This window comes from Paeniglutamicibacter quisquiliarum, assembly GCF_019084045.1.
Classification (GTDB): domain Bacteria; phylum Actinomycetota; class Actinomycetes; order Actinomycetales; family Micrococcaceae; genus Paeniglutamicibacter; species Paeniglutamicibacter quisquiliarum.
In genome coordinates this window covers 32,759-50,388 of the sequence record NZ_JAHRED010000014.1, presented here as the reverse complement: position 1 = coordinate 50,388, position 17,630 = coordinate 32,759, and the positions used below count along the sequence as shown (strand labels likewise).

General features: G+C 69.6%; 14 protein-coding genes and 1 riboswitch. Of the genes, 6 read left to right on the top strand and 8 right to left on the bottom strand.

The features are described 5' to 3' along the window. Positions 1 to 107: 107 nt before the first annotated feature. From KRR55_RS18785 to KRR55_RS18765, 5 genes are all read left to right on the top strand, one after another. On the top strand, positions 108 to 917 hold the full coding sequence (locus KRR55_RS18785) for an enoyl-CoA hydratase/isomerase family protein (protein WP_217390848.1): 810 nt from the start codon (positions 108 to 110) through the stop codon (positions 915 to 917). Next, on the top strand, positions 917 to 1,789 hold the full coding sequence (locus tag KRR55_RS18780) for an alpha/beta hydrolase family protein (RefSeq protein ID WP_217390847.1): 873 nt from the start codon (positions 917 to 919) through the stop codon (positions 1,787 to 1,789). Before KRR55_RS18785 ends, KRR55_RS18780 begins: the two co-directional genes overlap by 1 nt. A 10-nt stretch (positions 1,790 to 1,799) precedes the next feature. Further along, on the top strand, positions 1,800 to 2,711 hold the full coding sequence (locus tag KRR55_RS18775) for a carbohydrate kinase family protein (RefSeq protein ID WP_217390846.1): 912 nt from the start codon (positions 1,800 to 1,802) through the stop codon (positions 2,709 to 2,711). Between the two features lie 15 nt (positions 2,712 to 2,726). Beyond that, complete coding sequence (locus tag KRR55_RS18770) at positions 2,727 to 3,557, top strand: HAD family hydrolase (protein ID WP_217390845.1); 831 nt, start codon at positions 2,727 to 2,729, stop codon at positions 3,555 to 3,557. A 79-nt stretch (positions 3,558 to 3,636) separates the two neighbouring features. Then, the gene (locus tag KRR55_RS18765; protein WP_217390844.1) at positions 3,637 to 4,470 is read left to right on the top strand and encodes a glycerophosphodiester phosphodiesterase family protein; all 834 of its coding nucleotides are present in this window, start codon (positions 3,637 to 3,639) and stop codon (positions 4,468 to 4,470) included. A 23-nt stretch (positions 4,471 to 4,493) separates the two neighbouring features. Here the strand turns inward: KRR55_RS18765 and KRR55_RS18760 are convergent, their stop codons facing one another. The 4 genes from KRR55_RS18760 to KRR55_RS18745 form a co-directional block, all read right to left on the bottom strand. Continuing rightward, positions 4,494 to 5,486: a hypothetical protein gene (locus tag KRR55_RS18760; RefSeq protein WP_217390843.1), complete on the bottom strand. Its 993-nt coding sequence runs from the start codon at positions 5,484 to 5,486 to the stop codon at positions 4,494 to 4,496. A gap of 70 nt (positions 5,487 to 5,556) precedes the next feature. Next, a complete protein-coding gene (locus KRR55_RS18755; RefSeq protein WP_217390842.1) occupies positions 5,557 to 6,510 on the bottom strand; it encodes a carbohydrate ABC transporter permease in 954 nt (317 codons plus the stop codon). Beyond that, complete coding sequence (locus tag KRR55_RS18750; RefSeq protein WP_217390841.1) at positions 6,510 to 7,643, bottom strand: carbohydrate ABC transporter permease; 1,134 nt, start codon at positions 7,641 to 7,643, stop codon at positions 6,510 to 6,512. The genes KRR55_RS18755 and KRR55_RS18750 overlap by 1 nt, the downstream gene beginning before the upstream one ends. A gap of 153 nt (positions 7,644 to 7,796) precedes the next feature. Next, complete coding sequence (locus KRR55_RS18745; protein WP_217390840.1) at positions 7,797 to 9,134, bottom strand: ABC transporter substrate-binding protein; 1,338 nt, start codon at positions 9,132 to 9,134, stop codon at positions 7,797 to 7,799. Between the two features lie 621 nt (positions 9,135 to 9,755). Between KRR55_RS18745 and KRR55_RS18740 the strand changes: the two genes are divergently transcribed. Further along, the gene (locus KRR55_RS18740; RefSeq protein ID WP_217390839.1) at positions 9,756 to 13,010 is read left to right on the top strand and encodes an HAD-IA family hydrolase; all 3,255 of its coding nucleotides are present in this window, start codon (positions 9,756 to 9,758) and stop codon (positions 13,008 to 13,010) included. Positions 13,011 to 13,111: 101 nt separating this feature from the next. Here the strand turns inward: KRR55_RS18740 and KRR55_RS18735 are convergent, their stop codons facing one another. The 4 genes from KRR55_RS18735 to thiM all read right to left on the bottom strand — a co-directional run bounded on the left by KRR55_RS18735 (position 13,112) and on the right by thiM (position 17,514). Further along, the gene (locus tag KRR55_RS18735) at positions 13,112 to 14,437 is read right to left on the bottom strand and encodes a uracil-xanthine permease family protein (RefSeq protein ID WP_217390838.1); all 1,326 of its coding nucleotides are present in this window, start codon (positions 14,435 to 14,437) and stop codon (positions 13,112 to 13,114) included. Positions 14,438 to 14,516: 79 nt separating this feature from the next. After that, positions 14,517 to 16,043 (bottom strand): bifunctional hydroxymethylpyrimidine kinase/phosphomethylpyrimidine kinase, encoded by a 1,527-nt coding sequence (gene thiD, locus KRR55_RS18730; RefSeq protein WP_217390837.1) that lies wholly within the window; start codon positions 16,041 to 16,043, stop codon positions 14,517 to 14,519. After that, on the bottom strand, positions 16,040 to 16,699 hold the full coding sequence (thiE, locus tag KRR55_RS18725) for a thiamine phosphate synthase (protein WP_217390836.1): 660 nt from the start codon (positions 16,697 to 16,699) through the stop codon (positions 16,040 to 16,042). Before thiE ends, thiD begins: the two co-directional genes overlap by 4 nt. After that, the gene (gene thiM / locus KRR55_RS18720; protein ID WP_217390835.1) at positions 16,696 to 17,514 is read right to left on the bottom strand and encodes a hydroxyethylthiazole kinase; all 819 of its coding nucleotides are present in this window, start codon (positions 17,512 to 17,514) and stop codon (positions 16,696 to 16,698) included. Before thiM ends, thiE begins: the two co-directional genes overlap by 4 nt. Further along, a riboswitch (TPP riboswitch) is annotated at positions 17,506 to 17,604 on the bottom strand. It overlaps the preceding gene by 9 nt. Positions 17,605 to 17,630: the final 26 nt, after the last annotated feature.

The window sequence follows — 17,630 nt, the reverse complement described above, 5'->3', positions numbered from 1 at the left end:
CCGGCCTCCCTGCCGGTCCGGCCCCGTTTCACCTGAGCGCGCCAACTCGGTGGTGCTTCGCAAACATGAGACGCTGGTCTCAAATGGCCAATCACAAGGGAGTGCACATGGATTTCGGGACCTACGAGACATTGCTCGTCGAGCAGCGCCAGGACGCGCTGCTCGTGACCATCAACCAGCCGGCGTCGATGAACGCGTTGGCAGCGGCCGTGGTCGAGGATCTCCACGCCCTCACCGGGGTGCTGGCGGGCATCGGGACCGATGCCCGGTGGCCCGTGCGCGGCATCATCGTCACCGGCGCCGGGGACAAGTCCTTCGTGGCCGGTGCCAACATCGTGGAGATGAACTCCATGGACCCGGAGGCCGCGCTGGCCTACGGGCGGCGCATGCATGAGGTCACGCTGCGCCTGGAGGCGCTGCCGGTTCCCGTGATCGCTGCCGTCAACGGCTTCGCCCTGGGCGGGGGCTGCGAGCTGGCCATGGCCTGCGACTTCCTCTACGCCTCGGCGAACGCGAGCTTCGGCCAGCCGGAGGTCAACCTCGGGCTGGTGCCGGGCTTCGGCGGATCCGTGCGGCTGCAGCAGCGCGTGGGCATCGGCATGGCCCGCGAGCTGATCTACACGGGCCGGCGCATCAAGGCCGCCGAGGCGCTGCGCATCGGCCTGGTCAACCGGGTGCTCGACGACAATGCGGCGCTGCTTGCTGCCGCCGAGGAAACCATCGCGGAAATCGCGACCAAGGCCCCGACCGCGGTGGCAAACGTGAAGAACGCCCTCAACGAGATCGCCGGGCTGAACGTGGTTGACGGACTCGAGGCCGAGGCCCGCTCCTTCGTCAGGGCCTTCGAGACCGAGGACTCGGTCGTGGGACGCGCGGCCTTCGTGGCCAAGGCGTCCCCGGAGTTCCCGGGCCGCTAGTGGCGGACGCAGCAGGCCCCGTCAGGTTCGACTACGGGGAACACCCAAGCCAGTACGCCGAATTATGGGTGCCCGGCACCCGGTTGCACGAGGTGGTCGCCGTCATCGTGCACGGCGGTTTCTGGCGGCAGTCCTATGGCGCGGAACTGGGCCGCCCGTTGGCGGCCGATCTGGCGGCCCGCGGCATCGTGGCGTGGAATCTGGAATACCGGCGCACCGCGGGGGGCGACGGCGGCTACCCCGGGACTTTCCTCGACGTCGCGGCGGGAATCGACGCCTTGGATGCGGCACTGTCCGGGTCCGGGCTGCACGACGGCCCGCGCATCGGGATCGGGCATTCGGCCGGCGGCCACCTGGCGCTCTGGGCGGCGGGCCGCTCCCGGCTGCCCGCCGGGGCGCCCGGCGCGCTGCCCGAAGGCGGCAGGGCCCTGGACGGGGTCGTTTCGCAGGCCGGCGTGCTTGACCTCCACCTGGCCCACGAACTGGGCCTGAGCGGCGACGCGGCGGGCGAGCTCATGGGTTGCTCGCCGGAATCCGGCCCCGGGGCGTGGCGCATCGCCGATCCCGCGGCCCGGCCCCTGCCCGAGGCCCCGCTGGTGATGCTGCACGGGCGCGCGGACGCCGATGTGCCGGTTGACCTCGCCCGATCCTTCGCCGCCCGGGCGCTGGAAGCCGGGTCGCACGTCGACTACCGGGAATTCGACGGGGACCACTACGGGCTGATCACCCCGGGGGACCCGGCCTGGGAGGCCACCGTGGCGGCCCTGTTGGAACTTGGCGGCGGAGCCGCGCGGGGCGGGCATCTCCACACGCTGCCGGCCGACCGGCTACCGACCGGTATATTGAAGTCGTCACCCCCTGAAAAACGATGAGGAGCCCGATGTGCTGACGGTCATAGGCGAGGCCCTGGTCGATGTGCTGTCCGGCGGGATCAGCGCGCCACGTTCCTTCGTCGGCGGCAGCCCGCTGAACGTCGCGGTGGGCCTGGCCAAGCTGGGGCACCCGGTGACCTTCATTGGACGCTGGGGGCACGACGAATTCGGCATGAAGATCCAGCACGCGCTGGACTCGAACAACGTGCGGCACATTGCCGGCCCCGATGGCCACCCGACCTCCACGGCCCGGGGCATCCTCGACCCCGTTGGCGCCGCCAGCTACACCTTCGACGTGCACTGGGACCTGCCGGACCTGCCGGCCGACACCCCGGCGCTGGCAGACGCCCAACTGGTGCACACCGGCTCGCTTGCAACGCTGGTGGAACCGGGCGCGGAAAAGGTGCTGCGCCTCGTCGAGGCCGCCCGCCCGCACGCGACGATCTCCTACGACCCCAACATCCGGCCCTCGCTGGTCACCGACCACGCCCGGGCCGTCGCCGACGTCGAACGCTTCGTCGCGCTGGCCGACGTGGTGCGGGCCTCGGACTCGGACCTCGAATGGCTCTACCCGCACCGCAGCGTCGAGGACACCGCCGCCGCCTGGCTGGCCCTGGGTCCGGCGCTGGTCATCGCAACCTACGGCTCCGGCGGCCCCTGGGGGCTGGTGAAGGCGGGAACCGCACGCGTCGCGGCCCCGGTGGTCGACGTTGCCGACACCGTGGGCGCCGGCGACTCGTTCATCTCGGCGATGATTTCCGCCCTCGAGGTCCGCGGGCTGCTGGGCAGCGCGCGGCGCGAGGCCCTGCACAAGCTGGACACCGGCACGCTCACCGAGATCCTTGACTACGCGGCGCGCGCCGCAGCCATCACCGTCTCGCGGCCCGGCGCCAACCCGCCGACCCGGAACGAAATTTCCTAGCAAGGCGAATCGGACATGGAAGTGCGGTTGGTCGCCAGCGACCTGGACGGAACCATTATTCGCGCGGACGGAACGATCTCCCCGCGCACCATCGAGGCATTCAGGCACGCCCGCGAGGCCGGGATGCACATCGTGTTCGTCACCGGGCGGCCGGTGCGCTGGCTCGAACCGATCCGCGAGGCGTTTGGCCACCTGGGCGCCGTGATCTGCTCCAACGGGGCGGTGCTCTACGACCTGGAGACCGAGCGGCTGCTGAGCGCCGAAACCATCGAGCCGGAGCTGCTCATCGAGGCGAAGCGGATCATCCTGCAGGCCGAACCCGGCGCGACGTTCGCCGCGGAAACCACCCGCGGCCTGCACCTGGAACCCGGCTTTGCCGACAGCGCAGAAAGCGCCAGGCTGGACACCGTCAGCACCCTTGACCTGCGCTCGGCGGAACTGCGCGCGGAGGGGGTGGTGAAGTTCCTGGCCAAGTCCCGCACCCGGAACTCCGACGACTTCATGGCGGCGGTCGCCGAGGACCTGGGGCACCTGGTGTCGGTGACCCACTCCGCGTTCGACGTCTCGCTGCTGGAAATGGCCCACGTGGCGGTCAACAAGTCGGTGGCCCTTGCGGCCTACGCCGCGAACCTGGGGATCGACCCGGGAGAGGTTGTGGCATTCGGGGACATGCCCAACGACCTGCAGATGCTGGCCTGGGCCGGGCACGGCTACGCGATGGCTTCCGGGCACCGCTCGGCGCTGGACGCCGCCGCCCACCGGGCGCCGGGGGTGGAGGACGACGGGGTTGCCTGCATCCTGGAAGACATCCTCGCCGCCAACGGGCAGCTGCCCGGGGAGCGCTAGCAGCCGCTCCGGGGGAACGTGCCCGCCCCCCCGGGACCGGGCACGGACACGGCGATCCACCTTCGAGGAACAGGACCTGATGGACACCGCACGCGTGGGCACCGCACCCTACCTGCTCAACACCGCGGGCTCCGCGCTGGCCGGATCCCCGCTGGCCTTCGCCCACCGCGGGTTCGCGCCCGATGGCGCGGAGAACACCCTGAAGGCCCTCGCCGCCGCACACGAGCTGGGCTTCGCCTACCTGGAGACCGACGTCCGCGCCACGAAGGACGGGGTGCTGGTGGTGTTCCACGACGAGGACCTGTCCCGGCTTGCCGGGGACCGGCGCAGGATCGCCGACTGCACCGCCGCCGAACTCTCCGCGCTGCGGGTCAAGGGCGAGCCCATACCCACCTTTGACGAACTGCTCCTGGCGTTTCCGCGGGCGCACTTCAACGTCGACGTGAAGGATGCCGGCTCGGCCGCGTTGTTGGCCAAGGCCATTGTGCGCCACGGCGCGCACGAGCGGGTGCTGGTGGCCTCCTTCGGCGGACGGCGTCGGCGCACGGTCCAGCGCCTGCTGGCCGGCAGCGGGCACCGGGGTCCGCGGCTGGCTGCCAGCCCCGGGGTGCCGGGGGTGGCCGCGGCGGTGCTGCTGGGCAACCTTGCCCCGCTGCCGCGTTCCGCGTTCCGGGCGGTCGATGTCCTGCAGGTCCCCGAAAGGCGCGGGCCAATCCGCGTGGTGACGCAAAAATTCATCGACAATGCCCACGCCGCGGGGCTGCAAGTCCACGTGTGGGTCGTCAACGATGAGCCGGCCATGCTCCGGCTGCTGGAGATGGGCGTCGACGGGATCATGAGCGACCGCGCCGACGTCCTGGCCCGCGTCATGGGGCGGCACGGCATCTGGCCGCAAAACCGACGGGACGGCTGAACGCCGCCTGCCTGCGGCGGGGCTCAGGCGGTGGCCGTGGCCAGGGACGCCAGCGGCTCGAGCACCTTCGGGGCCCAGCGCCGCAGCGCCGGTTCGTCGGCATCGGCCAGCAACTGCAGCCAGGTCTCGTGGGTGTGCAGCGGGGAGATCCGCAGGGCCGGGGCCACCAGCTCGTAGAGTTCGTCGGGGGACCCGTAGTCGTCCCACGCGGAAAGGTATGCGCCGATCGCGGCCATGATCCTCGGATCGTCGGCCGGGGCGCGGAAATCGATCCGCATGCGCTCGATGGCACGGGCCAGCGAGGCAAAGGGGTGCGCCCAGTGCGCGTCGCCCAGGTTCAGGATCCGCGGTGGGGTGTGCCCGTCGGTGGGTGCGAACATCCTGCGGCGGTCGAAGGAGCCGTGCTCCAGGCTCAGCGGAACGGGACCGGCGATCAGCGCCGCGCAGGCCTCCTCGATGTCCTTGTAGGCGGCGAAGGCGTGGTCGGCGTCGCGTGCCGGAATGCCCAGCGGGTGCTCGGCGGGCAGCGAGGCATGCAGCGTGAGCGCGTTGTTGAACTCCTCGGGGATCCATGCCGGATCCAGGATCTGCAGCCCGGCGTCGAAGAGGGCCTCCTCGGAGTCGACCACCTCGCGCTGCAGCGCACCGAGGGCGCCGAGCGCCCGGGCCCACAGTTCGGGGGTGGTGGCCAGCTCGTCGAGCGTGGCGCCGTAGTCGGGGGAGAGCATCCAGCCGCGTTCCGGGTCGATCGCCAGGGGCATGACCAGCCGGTCCGGGACCAGGGTGGCCGCGGCGGCCGTCAACGGCGGCTCGAAGTACTGCCCGGGGGCCACTGCCTTGAAGAAGAGCGTCCCGGCGTCGGTGGGAACGCGCAGGTGCTTTGCCCGGATCGACGAAGATGCGTCCTGAAGTGCACCTATGCGCTTGAGGGAATATGCCTCGCAGGCCATGTCCACCCAGGCGAGCACCTCGGCCCGCCAGCCGTCGTCAATCCAAGTATTTATCCACTGAGCCACGTCATCCATCCTAGCCAGTGAATCGTCGGCTTTCCTGTGAGGACCGCTTCCGGGGCCGCTGCGGGCGCCCCTAGCCCTTGGCGGAACCGGCCAGGAGCCCGCGGACGAAGTAGCGCTGCAGGGCGAAGAAGACCGCCAGCGGGACGATGATCGCCAGGAAGGCCCCGGCGGTGAGCAGGTGCCAATCCTGCCCGCGGGTGCCGGTGATCTCCGCCAGCAGCTTGGTGATCGGGGCGACCGGGCCGTCGGCGAAGATCAACGCGACCAGCAGGTCGTTCCAGACCCAGAGGAACTGGAAGATGGAGAACGCGGCGATGGCCGGGGCGGTCAACGGCAGCACGATGCGGAAGAAGATCTGCCCGTGGCTGGCACCGTCCACCCGGGCCGCCTCGATGATCTCGTTGGGGATCTCGGCGATGAAGTTGTGCAGCAGGAAGATTGCCAGCGGCAGGGCGAAGATGGTGTGCGCGATCCAGACCTGCGCGTAGCCGGCCTGGCCGAATGCCCCGATGACGGGAAAACCGAAGAGCTCACCGGCGGCGAAGAGCCGCAGCAGCGGCACCAGCGCCATCTGGATGGGCACGATCTGCAGGGCAAAGACCAGGACGAAGATCAGGTCCTTGCCGGGAAAGCGCATCCAGGCGAACGCGTAGGCGGCAAGGGTGGCGAGCACCAGCGGAATCACCGTGGCCGGCAGGGTGATCGCGATCGAGTTGAGGAACGACCCGGCCATTGTCAGCTGCGAGTTGCCGGCCTGCAGGACGTCGGTGTAGTTCTGGGTGGTGAACCCCCGGTTTTCAAAGATCGTCCACCAGCCCGTGGTGCGCACCAGTTGCGCCGGCCGGAAGGAGGAGACCAGCAAGCCGATGGTCGGGATGGTCCACAGCGCGGCAATGACCAGCGCCGCGAGGGTGGCCCAGCGGTTGGTCAGCCGGGTCTTGGCCAGCGAGGCGGTCTTGCGCCGGCGGGGGGACCCGTTGGCCGGGTCGAGGGCCAGGGGCGTGGCCTTGGAAAGCGTGGACATCAGCGCAGCTCCCTTTGCATCTTGATCTGCCGGGCGTTGTAGATGACGATGGGCATCACCATCACGAAGAGGATGACGGCGAACGCCGCGGAGCGCCCGGCCTCGAAGTTGCGGAACTGGGTGTACATCTCGTTGGCGATCACCGAGGTGTCGTTGGCACCTGCGGTCATGGTGCGCACGATGTCGAAGACCTTCAACGAGGCGATCGAGATGGTGGTCAGCACGACCACCAGCGTGGAGCGGATGCCCGGCAGCGTGACGTTCGCGAAGCGCTGCCACGCGCTGGCTCCGTCCAGCTCGGCGGCCTCCAGCTGCTCGATCGGCACCGCCTTGATCGCCGCGGAGAGGAGCACCATCGCGAAGCCGGTCTGCACCCAGATCAGCACGACGATCAGTGCCACGGTGTTCAACGGCTCGTTCTGCAGGAACCGGATCGGTTCCCCTCCTGCCCAGACAATCAGCTGGTTCAGCAGGCCGATCTGTTCGGCGTTGGCGGGGCGGTCCGTGTAGATAAAGCGCCAGATGATCGAGGCACCGACGAACGAGATCGCCATCGGCATGAACACCAGGACCTTGAAGAACTTCTCCCCGCGGGACTTGTCGATGAATACCGCATAGGCCAGTCCTGCGATGGTGGAAACCGCCGGGGCAATCAGCACCCACATCACGGTGTTCAGCACCGTGCGCACGCCCGAGGGCTGGGTGAAGATCCAGGCGAAGTTCTCCAGGCCCACGAATTCGGTGCCGCGGGAATTCATGAACGAGGCGATGGTGGTCTGGATGGTCGGGATGACCAGCCCGGCCGCCAGCAGGATCAACGCGGGGGAGAGGAAGCCGAAGAGGGCGAAAACGTAGCCGGTCCCGTGCCGCGAGCGAAGATCGAACCAGAACAGCAACAGGCCCAGGAAGCCTGCCGCGATGATCGCCCAAGTGTAGGAATCCAGGATCGCCACCATCGCCAGCGGGAACACAACGCAGGCCGCCGCCCGAATGATGGTGTACTTGCGGCCGCGTCGCGGCGCCAGCTCGATGAGGAAGAGCAGCAGCGCCACCACGGCCAGGAACACCCCGATGACGATGGGGATCTGCGCCAGCGTGGGCAGGGTGCTGAGCCATAGCAGGAACATTGTCATGATGCCGGGTGCCGGCCTTTCGGAAAGTCCCCCGTGCCGGGCCGCTGCCGCAGCGGGCGGCGGGCCCGGCACGGGAGGCGGGGCGGGAAACGCTTGTGGCGGCGGTGCCCGGTCCGGGCGGAACTAACCCGCCTGGACCGGGCCGCGTGCGGACTAGCTCGAGGGCCAGCCGTTCTCGACCTGCTCGAGCACCGTCCCGGAATCCGAGCCGTTGATCCAGTCGACCATGCCCTTGAAGAAGGTGCCGGTGCCCACGGAACCGGGCATCAGGTCGGAGGCGTCAAAGCGGAACGTCGTCGCCGGATCCTGCAGGATCTTCACCGCTTCCTCAAGCAGCGGGTCCGCGGCGTTTGCCGGGTCAAGTCCCTTGTTGGCCGAAAGCACGCCGCCGAGCTTCACCCGGGAGTTGGCCCATTCGGGGCTGGAAAGGTATTCCTGCACCTTCACCACCGACGGGTCGTCGCTGAACGCGCCGATGATCTCGCCGCCGCCCGTGACGGCGTTGCCCGACCCGTCGATGGACGGGGTGAGGAATCCCCAGACATCGGCATCCGGGCCAACCTCGCCGCCGGCGTCGGTGATGAATCCGCTGAAGAACGAGGCCTGGTGGGTCAGCGAGCAGTCGCCGCTGACCATCACGTCCGCCACGTCTCCGAAGGCGGTGGCGTTGATCGAGGAGATGTCGCCGTAGCCGGCGTTGACGTACTTCGGGTTCTTCAGGATCTTTCCGACCTCATCGAGTGCGGACTTGATCTGCGGATCGGTGAATTTCACCTCGTTGGCAACCCACTGGTCGTAGACGTCCTTGCCGGACTGCCGCAGCACCAGGTCCTCGACCCAGTCGGTGCCGGGCCAGCCGGTGGCATCGCCCGAGCCGAAGCCGGCGCACCAGGGCGGCTCGCCCTTGTCCTTTTCAATCTGCGCGGTCAGGTCAAGCAGTTCCTGCCAGGTAGTGGGGACCGCGTAGCCCTTCTCCTTGAACTCGGCCGGGGAATACCAGACCCAGCCCTTGACGCTGGCCATCATCGGCGCCCCGTAGAGGGTCCCGTCGACGGTTCCGTACTTGGCCCAGTCCTCGGACCAGCCGGAGGCCACGTTCGCCTTGACGCCCTCGGGCGCCGGCTTGAGGAAGCCGCGGGTGGCCAGGTCGCCCAGCAGGCCCGGCTGCGGGAAGATTGCCAGGTCCGGGGCGTTGCCGCCCTGGGCGCGCACGGCGATCTGGGTCTCGAATTCCTTCGAGGATTCGTACTTGATCTTGATGTTGTTTTCCTTGGACCAGTCGGCCCAGGACTTCTCCAGCAACTTGGCCTCGGCGTCGGCGATGGTGCCGTACAAGGTCACCTCCGACTTGCCGGTCGCCGTGGCTCCCCCCGTGGCTGCCGGGCTGGTTTCCGGTGCGCCCGGGCCCCCGCCGCAGCCGGTGAGAACCAGGGCCGCGACGCCCACGGATGCGAGAGAGGCGTACGCCTTTCCCCGTCGTGATGTTTTCATCATTCCTCCTGCTCGGTCGGGTGGCAGTCGCCTCCCGCTACGTATGGGACGGGGGAAGGGCATGTTCCACCGGCCGTGAGCTCCGCGGCGGACCCTGCCCGGTGGGGACGCAAGTCCCGACCCGGCAGGAACACCGTGAAGTCCCCCGTGAAGGTGAAGCGCCCCGCAGTCATGAAGGTCTCGAGGCTCTTCTACTGCTCATCTTATAGAGCCAGGGGGTGGTTTTCAAGGGTTGGGGGCATAAAACCTACGTAACAATTACGAATTGACTAGAAGTTTTGGGCTAAAAGGCGGCGATGCCGGGTTTGTCCGGCCCAAGCGCCGTGCACGGCCCGCCGCGGCGGGCCCGCCGCGGCGGGCCCGCCGCGCCCCGTGGTGGCGGGGAAGCCGCGGCCCGTTCGGCCGGTTCGACACGTCCCAATTTCCCGGCGTGCTTCACGCGCGCATTGATCGGTGACTAGGCTGGGCAGTGCAGGGCCCGCCGGCGCGACACGGGGGCGCACGTTTGCTCCCCCCGATGCGTGGCCGCGGGAAAATCCGTTGAGGCGGTTCCGCACCCGAACGCCCGCGAAGTTCCGTGGGCCGGGAGCCGCCGCGAGACAGAGATGGGAATTCAACACCATGCGTGAAGCCCTCCCCACGGGTGCCACCTACCGGCGCCGCGATTTCAAGGCCGTGCTTTTTGACCTGGACGGGGTGCTGACCCCCACCGCCGAGGTCCACCGGGAGGCCTGGGCCCAGCTTTTCGCCGGGTTCTTTGACGAGGTCGGGATCGGGAAGCCGTATACCGAGGACGACTACTTTGCGCTGGTCGACGGCCGGCCCCGCTACGAGGGGGTCGCCGCGGTGCTCGCCGACCGCGGGATCGAGCTGCCGTGGGGCTCCGCCTCGGATGCGCCAGGCAACACCAGCGTGTGCGCCCTGGGAAACCGCAAGAACACGGTCTTCCGCTCGATCCTGCACGAGACGGGAATCAAGCCCTACCCCGGCTCGCTGTCCTACCTGCGCCAGCTCCAGGAAGCGGGGCTTGAGGTGGCAGTCGTCTCGTCCTCGCGCAACGCCGAGGAGGTGCTGGAGGCCGCCGGGCTGCGCGGCGAATTTTCCGTCGTGATCGGCGGGCTGCAGGCAGCCGCGCGCAACCTGCCGGGCAAGCCGGCCCCCGACACCTTCCTGGCCGCGGCCAGCGACCTGGGCTGGTCGGTCAACGAGTGCGTCGTCATCGAGGACGCGATCTCCGGGATCCAGGCGGCCGCCGCCGGGGAATTCGGGCTGGTGGTGGGCGTGGCCCGGGACCAGCCGGAAGAGGCGCTGCGGGCCGCCGGGGCCGACATCGTGGTCGCCGACCTAGAGGACCTGGTCAACCAGCAGGCCCGCGACGACTTCGAGTTGGACACGTGGTCCTATACGCGGTCCCACCCGCGCCCCGTCGACCCGGGCGTGGAACAGACGATCTTCTCCCTGGGCAACGGCTTCCTCGGGCTGCGCGGGGACTCGCTGGGCATCGGTGAATGCACCGAGGGGATGTTCATCAACGGGCTCCACGAGACCTGGAAGATCCGGCACGCCGAATCGGCCTTCGGGCTCGCCGAGGCAGGCCAGACCATGATCGCGGCCCCGGACGCCCGCACCGTGCGCGTCTACATCAACGACGAGGCCCTGGAGATCGGGCGCACCGAGATCCTCAAGGACGAGCTGCGGCTGGACTTCAAGGACGGGACCCTGATTTCCGACACCCTCTGGCGCACCGCCGAGGGCCACCGCGTCATGGTGCGCACCCGGTCCATGGTCTCCTTCTCCGAACGCCACCTGGCCCTGTTCCGCGTCACCGTGCGGCTGCTCGATGCCCCCGCCCACGTCTTCGTGCAATCGGCGCTAATCGGCCAGTCGCGTTCCCGTCCCGTGCCCACCCCCGCCGAGGCCGACGCCGGGGAGGTGCCCTTCGATCCGCGCAAGTCCGAGGGCAGCGGCGAGGAGTCGATGATCCCGGGCGGAACCCACGAGCAGGGCGGAATCTGCGCGCTGAGCTACTACGTGCGCGGCTCGCACATGTCGGTGGCCGCCGCGATCTCGCACGTCACCCGCATCGCCGGGGAGACCCGCGACTTCGTCGAGGAATCCACCGTCACCCCCGAGCGCGTCGAGCACACCGTCTCCGCCTACCTGGAGAAGGACGAGGCGCTGCACATCGACAAGTTCGCCTCCTTCCACTCCTCCCGGCGGCACGACACCGAGGAAATGATCAGCCGCTGCGTGCGCGCCCTGAACCACCTGGTCCCGCGCGGCGCCGACACCCTGTTCTGGGCCCAGCGCGAGTTCCTCACCGAGTTCTGGGGGCACTCGGATGTGCGGGTGCATTCCCACCCGCTGCTGCAGCGGGCGATCCGCTGGAACCTCTACGCCCTGGCGCAGGCCTCGGCACGCGCCGACGGGCTGGGGATCTCCGCCAAGGGGGTCTCCGGCACCGGGTACTCGGGGCACTACTTCTGGGACACCGAGATCTACGTGCTGCCGTTCCTCACCTATACCAACCCGCAGTGGGCGCGCAATGCGCTGCGCGCCCGGGTGTCGATGATCCCGGCGGCCAGGCGCCGGGCGGCGACGCTGAACGAGCACGGCATCCTCTTCCCGTGGCGCACCATCAACGGCGAGGAGGCCAGCGCCTACTACCCGGCCGGCACCGCGCAGTACCACATCAACGCGGACGTGGTGTATTCCCTGGCCCGCTACGTGGGTGCCAGCGGGGACACCGGGCTGCTGCTGGGCGGCGGGGCGGAAATCGTGGTGGAAACCGCCAGGATGTGGAATTCGCTGGGGTTCTGGCGCGAGACCAAGACCGGGCGCAGCTTCCACATCCACGGGGTCACCGGCCCCGACGAGTACACCGCGGTGGTCAACGACAACACCTTCACCAACGTGATGGCGCGCTTCAACCTGAACTACGCGGTGAACCTCATGGGCTACCTGGCCGAGGAGTTCCCCGCGGAGCACGCGCGCGTCCTCGAGGAGCTGTCCATCGGGCCGCGGGAGGTCCGGGACTGGAGGGACGCGGCCCTGGCGATGTACATCCCCTTCTCCGAGAAGGTGGGGATCCACCCGCAGGACGCCGGCTTCCTGAACCGCGAGGTGTGGGACATGCGCGGCACCGGCCCGGAGAACCGCCCGCTGCTGCTGCACTACCACCCGCTGGTGATCTACCGCTTCCAGGTGCTCAAGCAGGCGGACACGGTGCTGGCCCTCTGGCTGCGTTCCGCGGACTTCACCGCGGAGGAAAAACGCGCCGACTTCGACTACTACGACCCGCTGACCACCGGGGACTCCACGCTCTCGGCCACGGTGCAGGCGATCCTCGCCGCTGAGGTCGGCTACCAGGACCTGGCCTACAAGTACTTCGAGCATGCGCTGAACGTGGATTTGCAGAACCTGCACGGAAACGCGGCGGACGGCGTGCACGTGGCCTCGACCGGCGGGGTGTGGGCGGCGCTGGTGTATGGCTTTGCCGGGCTGCGCGACGACACCGGGGAATGGCTCTTCGACCCGCGGCTGCCGGAGGAATGGGACGGGCTGGAGTTCAACCTGCGCCGCAACGAATCCTCGGTCCGCTTCCGCCTCGAGGCCGGGTCGCTGTCAGCGAAGCTGGCCGAGGGCGGGGACGAGGTGTCGTTCAGCGTGCGCGGGGTGCAATACACGCTGTCCCCGGAAAAGCCCGAGGTCTCCGTCGTGCTTAACGGGCAGGGTCCGGTGCTGGCGGGCGAGCCGTCCATCGACGCGGTCTTCGCGCTGCAGCGCGAGGACGGCTCCCCGCTGACCTCCAGCATGAAGAAGCTCACGCGCGAGGAGGAGCTGGCGAAGGAGCCGCCGATCACCGTCATCGGATAGCCGGGGCACCGCGTCGCCGCGAACGCAAAAACCGGGTGGGGAACCCCGCGAAGGGGGACCCCGCCCGGTTTTTGCGTGCGGATCGGACGCGGTGGGCCTACTTAGCCGAGCTTGGAGTGCGTGGCCCCGCCGACAGCCTCGATTTTCGTCGGCTCGGTGCCGCGCACCTTGGCAATGGAACGCATGAGGTGGAAGACCACCAGCGTGGCGGCGGTTCCCAGGGCGATGCCGCCGAACTCCATGTTGCCGATCGACAGCACGTTGTTGCCAAAGAGCGCGATGGCGATGATCAGCCCGGTCCCGGCGGTCATCAGATTGATCGGGTTGGAGAAGTCGACCTTGTTCTGCACCCAGAGCCGGGCTCCGACGATCGCGATCATCCCGTAGAGGACGATTCCCGCACCGCCTGCAACCCCGGCCGGGATGGTGTTGATCAGCACGCCGAACTTCGGGAAGAAAGCCAGCGCGATGGCCACGGAACCGGCGATCCAGTAGGCGGCCGTCGAGTAGACGCGCGAGGACGCCATGACCCCGATGTTCTCCGCGTAGGTGGTGGTGCCCGAGCCGCCTCCGGCCCCGGCGATCATGGTGGCGGCGCCGTCGGCCATCAGCGCGCGGCCGTTCACGTTGTCAAGCTCGCGCCCCGTCATCAGCGCCACGGTCTTGACATGGCCCACGTTTTCGGCGATCAGCACGAACACCACGGGCAGGAACAGGGTCAGCGTTTCCAGGTGGAACGAGGGAACTGCGAAGTCGGGCAATCCGAACCAGGCGGCATCGCCGATGGCCGAGAAATCGACTTGGCCCTGGGCCCAGGCGACCACGTAGCCCACGATGATGCCCAGCAGGATGGACAGGCGCCCGAGCATGCCGCGGAAGAGCACCGTGGAAACCACGATGGCCAGCACCGTGGCGAAGGTGGTCAGCGGGACGGTCGTGATCTTCTCGGTGGTCGTGGTGGCCAGGTTCAGCCCGATCAGCGCGACGATGGTGCCCATGACCACGGGCGGCATCAGTGCGTGGATCCAGGCCGTTCCGGCCTTCTGCACGATCAGTCCCACGATGAACAGGCACGCCCCCGCCATCACGATCCCGCCCAGGGCACCGGCCATCCCGTGGCCCGACATGGCCCCGGTAACCGGTGCGATGAAGGCGAAGGAGGAACCCAGGTAGCTGGGCACGCGGCCCGCGGTGATCAGCAGGAACAGCAGGGTGCCCACGCCGGTGAAGAGAAGCGTGGTGGTCACCGGGAAACCGGTGATGGTCGGGACCAGCACGGTGGCGCCGAACATCGCCATGACGTGCTGCACGCCGATGGAGATGGTCTGCGGCCAGTGCAGGCGCTCGTTCGGGGCCACCACCGTCCCGGGGGAGATGGACTTGCCGTCGCCGTGCAGGCTCCAGCCAATGCCGAATCGGTTGCTCATGGGTGCCTTCCGGGCGCAGGGTGGGGTAAATGCCGGGGGAGCGCACGCGCGGCGCGCCAAACCCCCTGTGGCATTTTACTCACCCCACGGGCAGTGCGACAGCCGGGGCCGCGGGGCCCGCCCCGTGGGCGGCACCGGGCGCATCCGCGGAGGTCTGCGCGAAGAAGGCCAGCTCGTGCACGGACGAGGCCTCGAATGCGCGCCACATACGCTCGCGGGTGGCCCCGTCGGCCCGGGCGTGCACCGAACGGACCAGTTCGATGGCCCGCGCCGTGGCCTCGTCGAACTGAGCCGAGGAGTAGGCGGCGAGCCAGTCGGCGTAGGGGTGCGCGGGGTGGCCAGATGCCGCCAGCCGGCTGCCCACGTCCTGGTAGATCCAGAAGCAGGGCAGCAGCGCGGCGGCGAGCACCGGGTAGTCGTTGGCCCCGGAGAGCAGGTGGTTGAGGTAGGCGGTGGTCGCGTCCGAGGGTTCCGGGACTTCCTCGGCGAGCCGGCCGCGGTGCAACGCGAGTTCCTCCTCCAGGCAGCCGGCGGCGCTGGTTGCCCAGAAGCGCTGTTCCCCGGTGGTGGGGGCCAGTTCCGAGGCGCGCGACATGACCCGCGCATAAGCGCGCAGGTACAGGGCGTCCTGGCCCAGGTAGTCCTCGAAGTCGGCCGTTTCCAGGGTCCCGTCCTTGAGCCGGCGGATGAACGCGAGTTCGTCGATGCCCGCGCGGATGCCGGAGATCTCCTCCCACCACCGCGCCAGTGGGTCCTGCGCCTGCGCCGGGGGCACCCCGTCCCAGAGTCCGGCCAGGTGGTTCACCGGGCCGTGCCCGGAACCGACGGCCAGTTCGTCGGCGCGTGAGATCGCGTCGAAAAGCCAGGCCTTCGCATGGCGCAGCGCCGATCCCCAGTCGCTGCCGCGGGCGTAGAAGGTCGCCAGCGCGGAGGAGAGCGAGCAGCCGGTGCCGTGCGTGTTGGCGGTGGCAAGCCGCGCGGAGGCGACCTCGCAGAGCACGCCGTCGGGACCGATGATCGCGTCCCTGCAGGTGTCCCCTTCCTGGTGCCCGCCCTTGGCCAGCACCAGCAGGCGGTATTCGGCCGCGAGGCCGCGCGCCTGGGCGACGGCCTGCTCCCAGTCGGTGGCCACCGGGCCGCGTGCCAGCACCGCGAGCTCCGGGATGTTGGGGGTGAGAACGTCGACGTGGGCCAGGAGGCGGCGCAGGGCGGCCTCCGCGTCGGCGTCCAGCAGCGAGTCCCCGCTGGTGGCGACCATGACCGGGTCAAGCACCACGGCCGGCGCGGCGGATCCGTCGGCCCGGATGCCGGCGAGCCAGCCGCCGAGTTCGTCGATGACCCGCGCGTTGGCGAGCATCCCGATCTTGATCGCGTCGATGGAGATGTCCTCGGAGATCGCGCGCAGTTGCGCCAGCAGGAACCCGGCCGGCGGCACGTGCACGGCACTCACGCCGCGGGTGTTCTGCGCGGTCAGGGCGCTGATGGCGGCCATCCCGTAGCCGCCTGCGGCGGCAATGGACTTCAGGTCGGCCTGGATCCCGGCGCCGCCGGAGGGGTCGGAGCCGGCGATGGACAGGATGTTCTTCACGGTGTTCGGGGTGCTCATGGCTTGGTGCCCTCCCAGAGGGTGCGTAGGTTCGTGGCTGCGGCGCGCGGGTCCTGCGCGGAGCAGATGGCGCGGACCACCGCGACGCCGGCGGCCCCGGAGCGGGCCAGCGGGGCCACATCGGCGGCGTCGATCCCGCCGATGGCGACAACTGGCAGGTCGCTGAGTCCCGCGGCGCGGGCCAGGCCCGCATGGCCCAGCGGTTCGGGGTGGTCCTTCTTGGTCGGGGTGGCGTGCACCGCGCCGACGCTCAGGTAGTCGATGGTGCCCGGTGCGTTGGCGTGCAGCCTGTTTGCCGCATCGATCTGCGCATCGGTGGCGGCGCTGAGGCCCAGGATTGCGTCGGGGCCGATCAGTTCGCGCACCAGCGCCGCGGGCAGGTCGGACTGGCCGATGTGCACCCCCTGCACCGAGGCGCCGGCGGCACGGGCTGCCAGGTACACGTCGACGCGGTCGTTGACCAGCAGTGCCGCGCGCCCGGCGGTGTGCCGGGCGCAGGCGGTGACGATGTCCAGGAATTGCGCCGCCGGCAGGTCCTTGCAGCGCAGCTGCACCGTCTCGATCCCGCCGTCCACCGCGGCCTTCACGATCTCCGCCAGCGGCCGTCCGGCGGTGGAGGCGGAATCCGCGACCAGGTACACGCCGCGGGCGCTCATGAGAGCACCGCCGTGGCGCCCAGGCCGGCGGGGGAGATGGCGGCCAGCGCGTCGAGGAAGAGCGGGGCAAAGGTCCCGGGTCCCGCGGACGTGGCCGCTGCGCGTTCGGCAGCGGCGGAGTAGAAGGCGTGCGCGGCAACCGTGGCCACCAGCGGGTCCGGGCCGGTGGCGAGGAAGGCGGCGCAGACCGCGCCCAGCGCGCACCCGCCGCCGGTGACGCGGGTCAGCAGCTCGCTGCCGCCGTGCACGTACACCGTGCGCATCCCGTCGGTCACCAGGTCCGCTTCCCCGGAGACCGCGACCACGGCGCCGGTGCGCCTGGCCAGCTCCCCGGCGGCGTCGGCCGCGGCCGCAACCGAGTCGGTTGACTCGACGCCGCGACCCCCGGCCGCCTCCCCGGCCAGCGCCAGGATTTCCGAGGCGTTGCCGCGGATCAGGGTGGGTCCGGCGGCCGCGAATTCACGGGCCAGCGAGGTGCGCACGCGCAACGATCCGACGGCCACGGGGTCAAGCACCCACGGGGTCGAGGCGGCCCCGGCGCCGGCAACGGTCTCGCGCATGGCGGCGGCCTGCTCGGTGTTCGGCGTGCCCAGGTTGACCAGCACCGACGCCGCGACCGCGGCGAAATCCCCCGCCTCCCCCGGCGTCTCGACCATGGCCGGGGACGCGCCGGCGGCCAGTAAGACGTTGGCGGTGAAGTTGGTGACCACCGTGTTGGTCAGGCACTGGACCAGGGGCGTGGAGGCGCGCAAGGCGCCCAGGGCATCGGCGAGCTCGCCGGGTGATACAACAATTGAAGGCGCCATGGATTCCATGAGCAACATCCCTCCGCTAGTACGAACTAGATCAGGTTCTACGGGTTTCATCTCAGCCGGCCGCATGCGCCGACACCCCGTGTCACTATGCGCGAGCCTATCCCACCGGGCGCCGG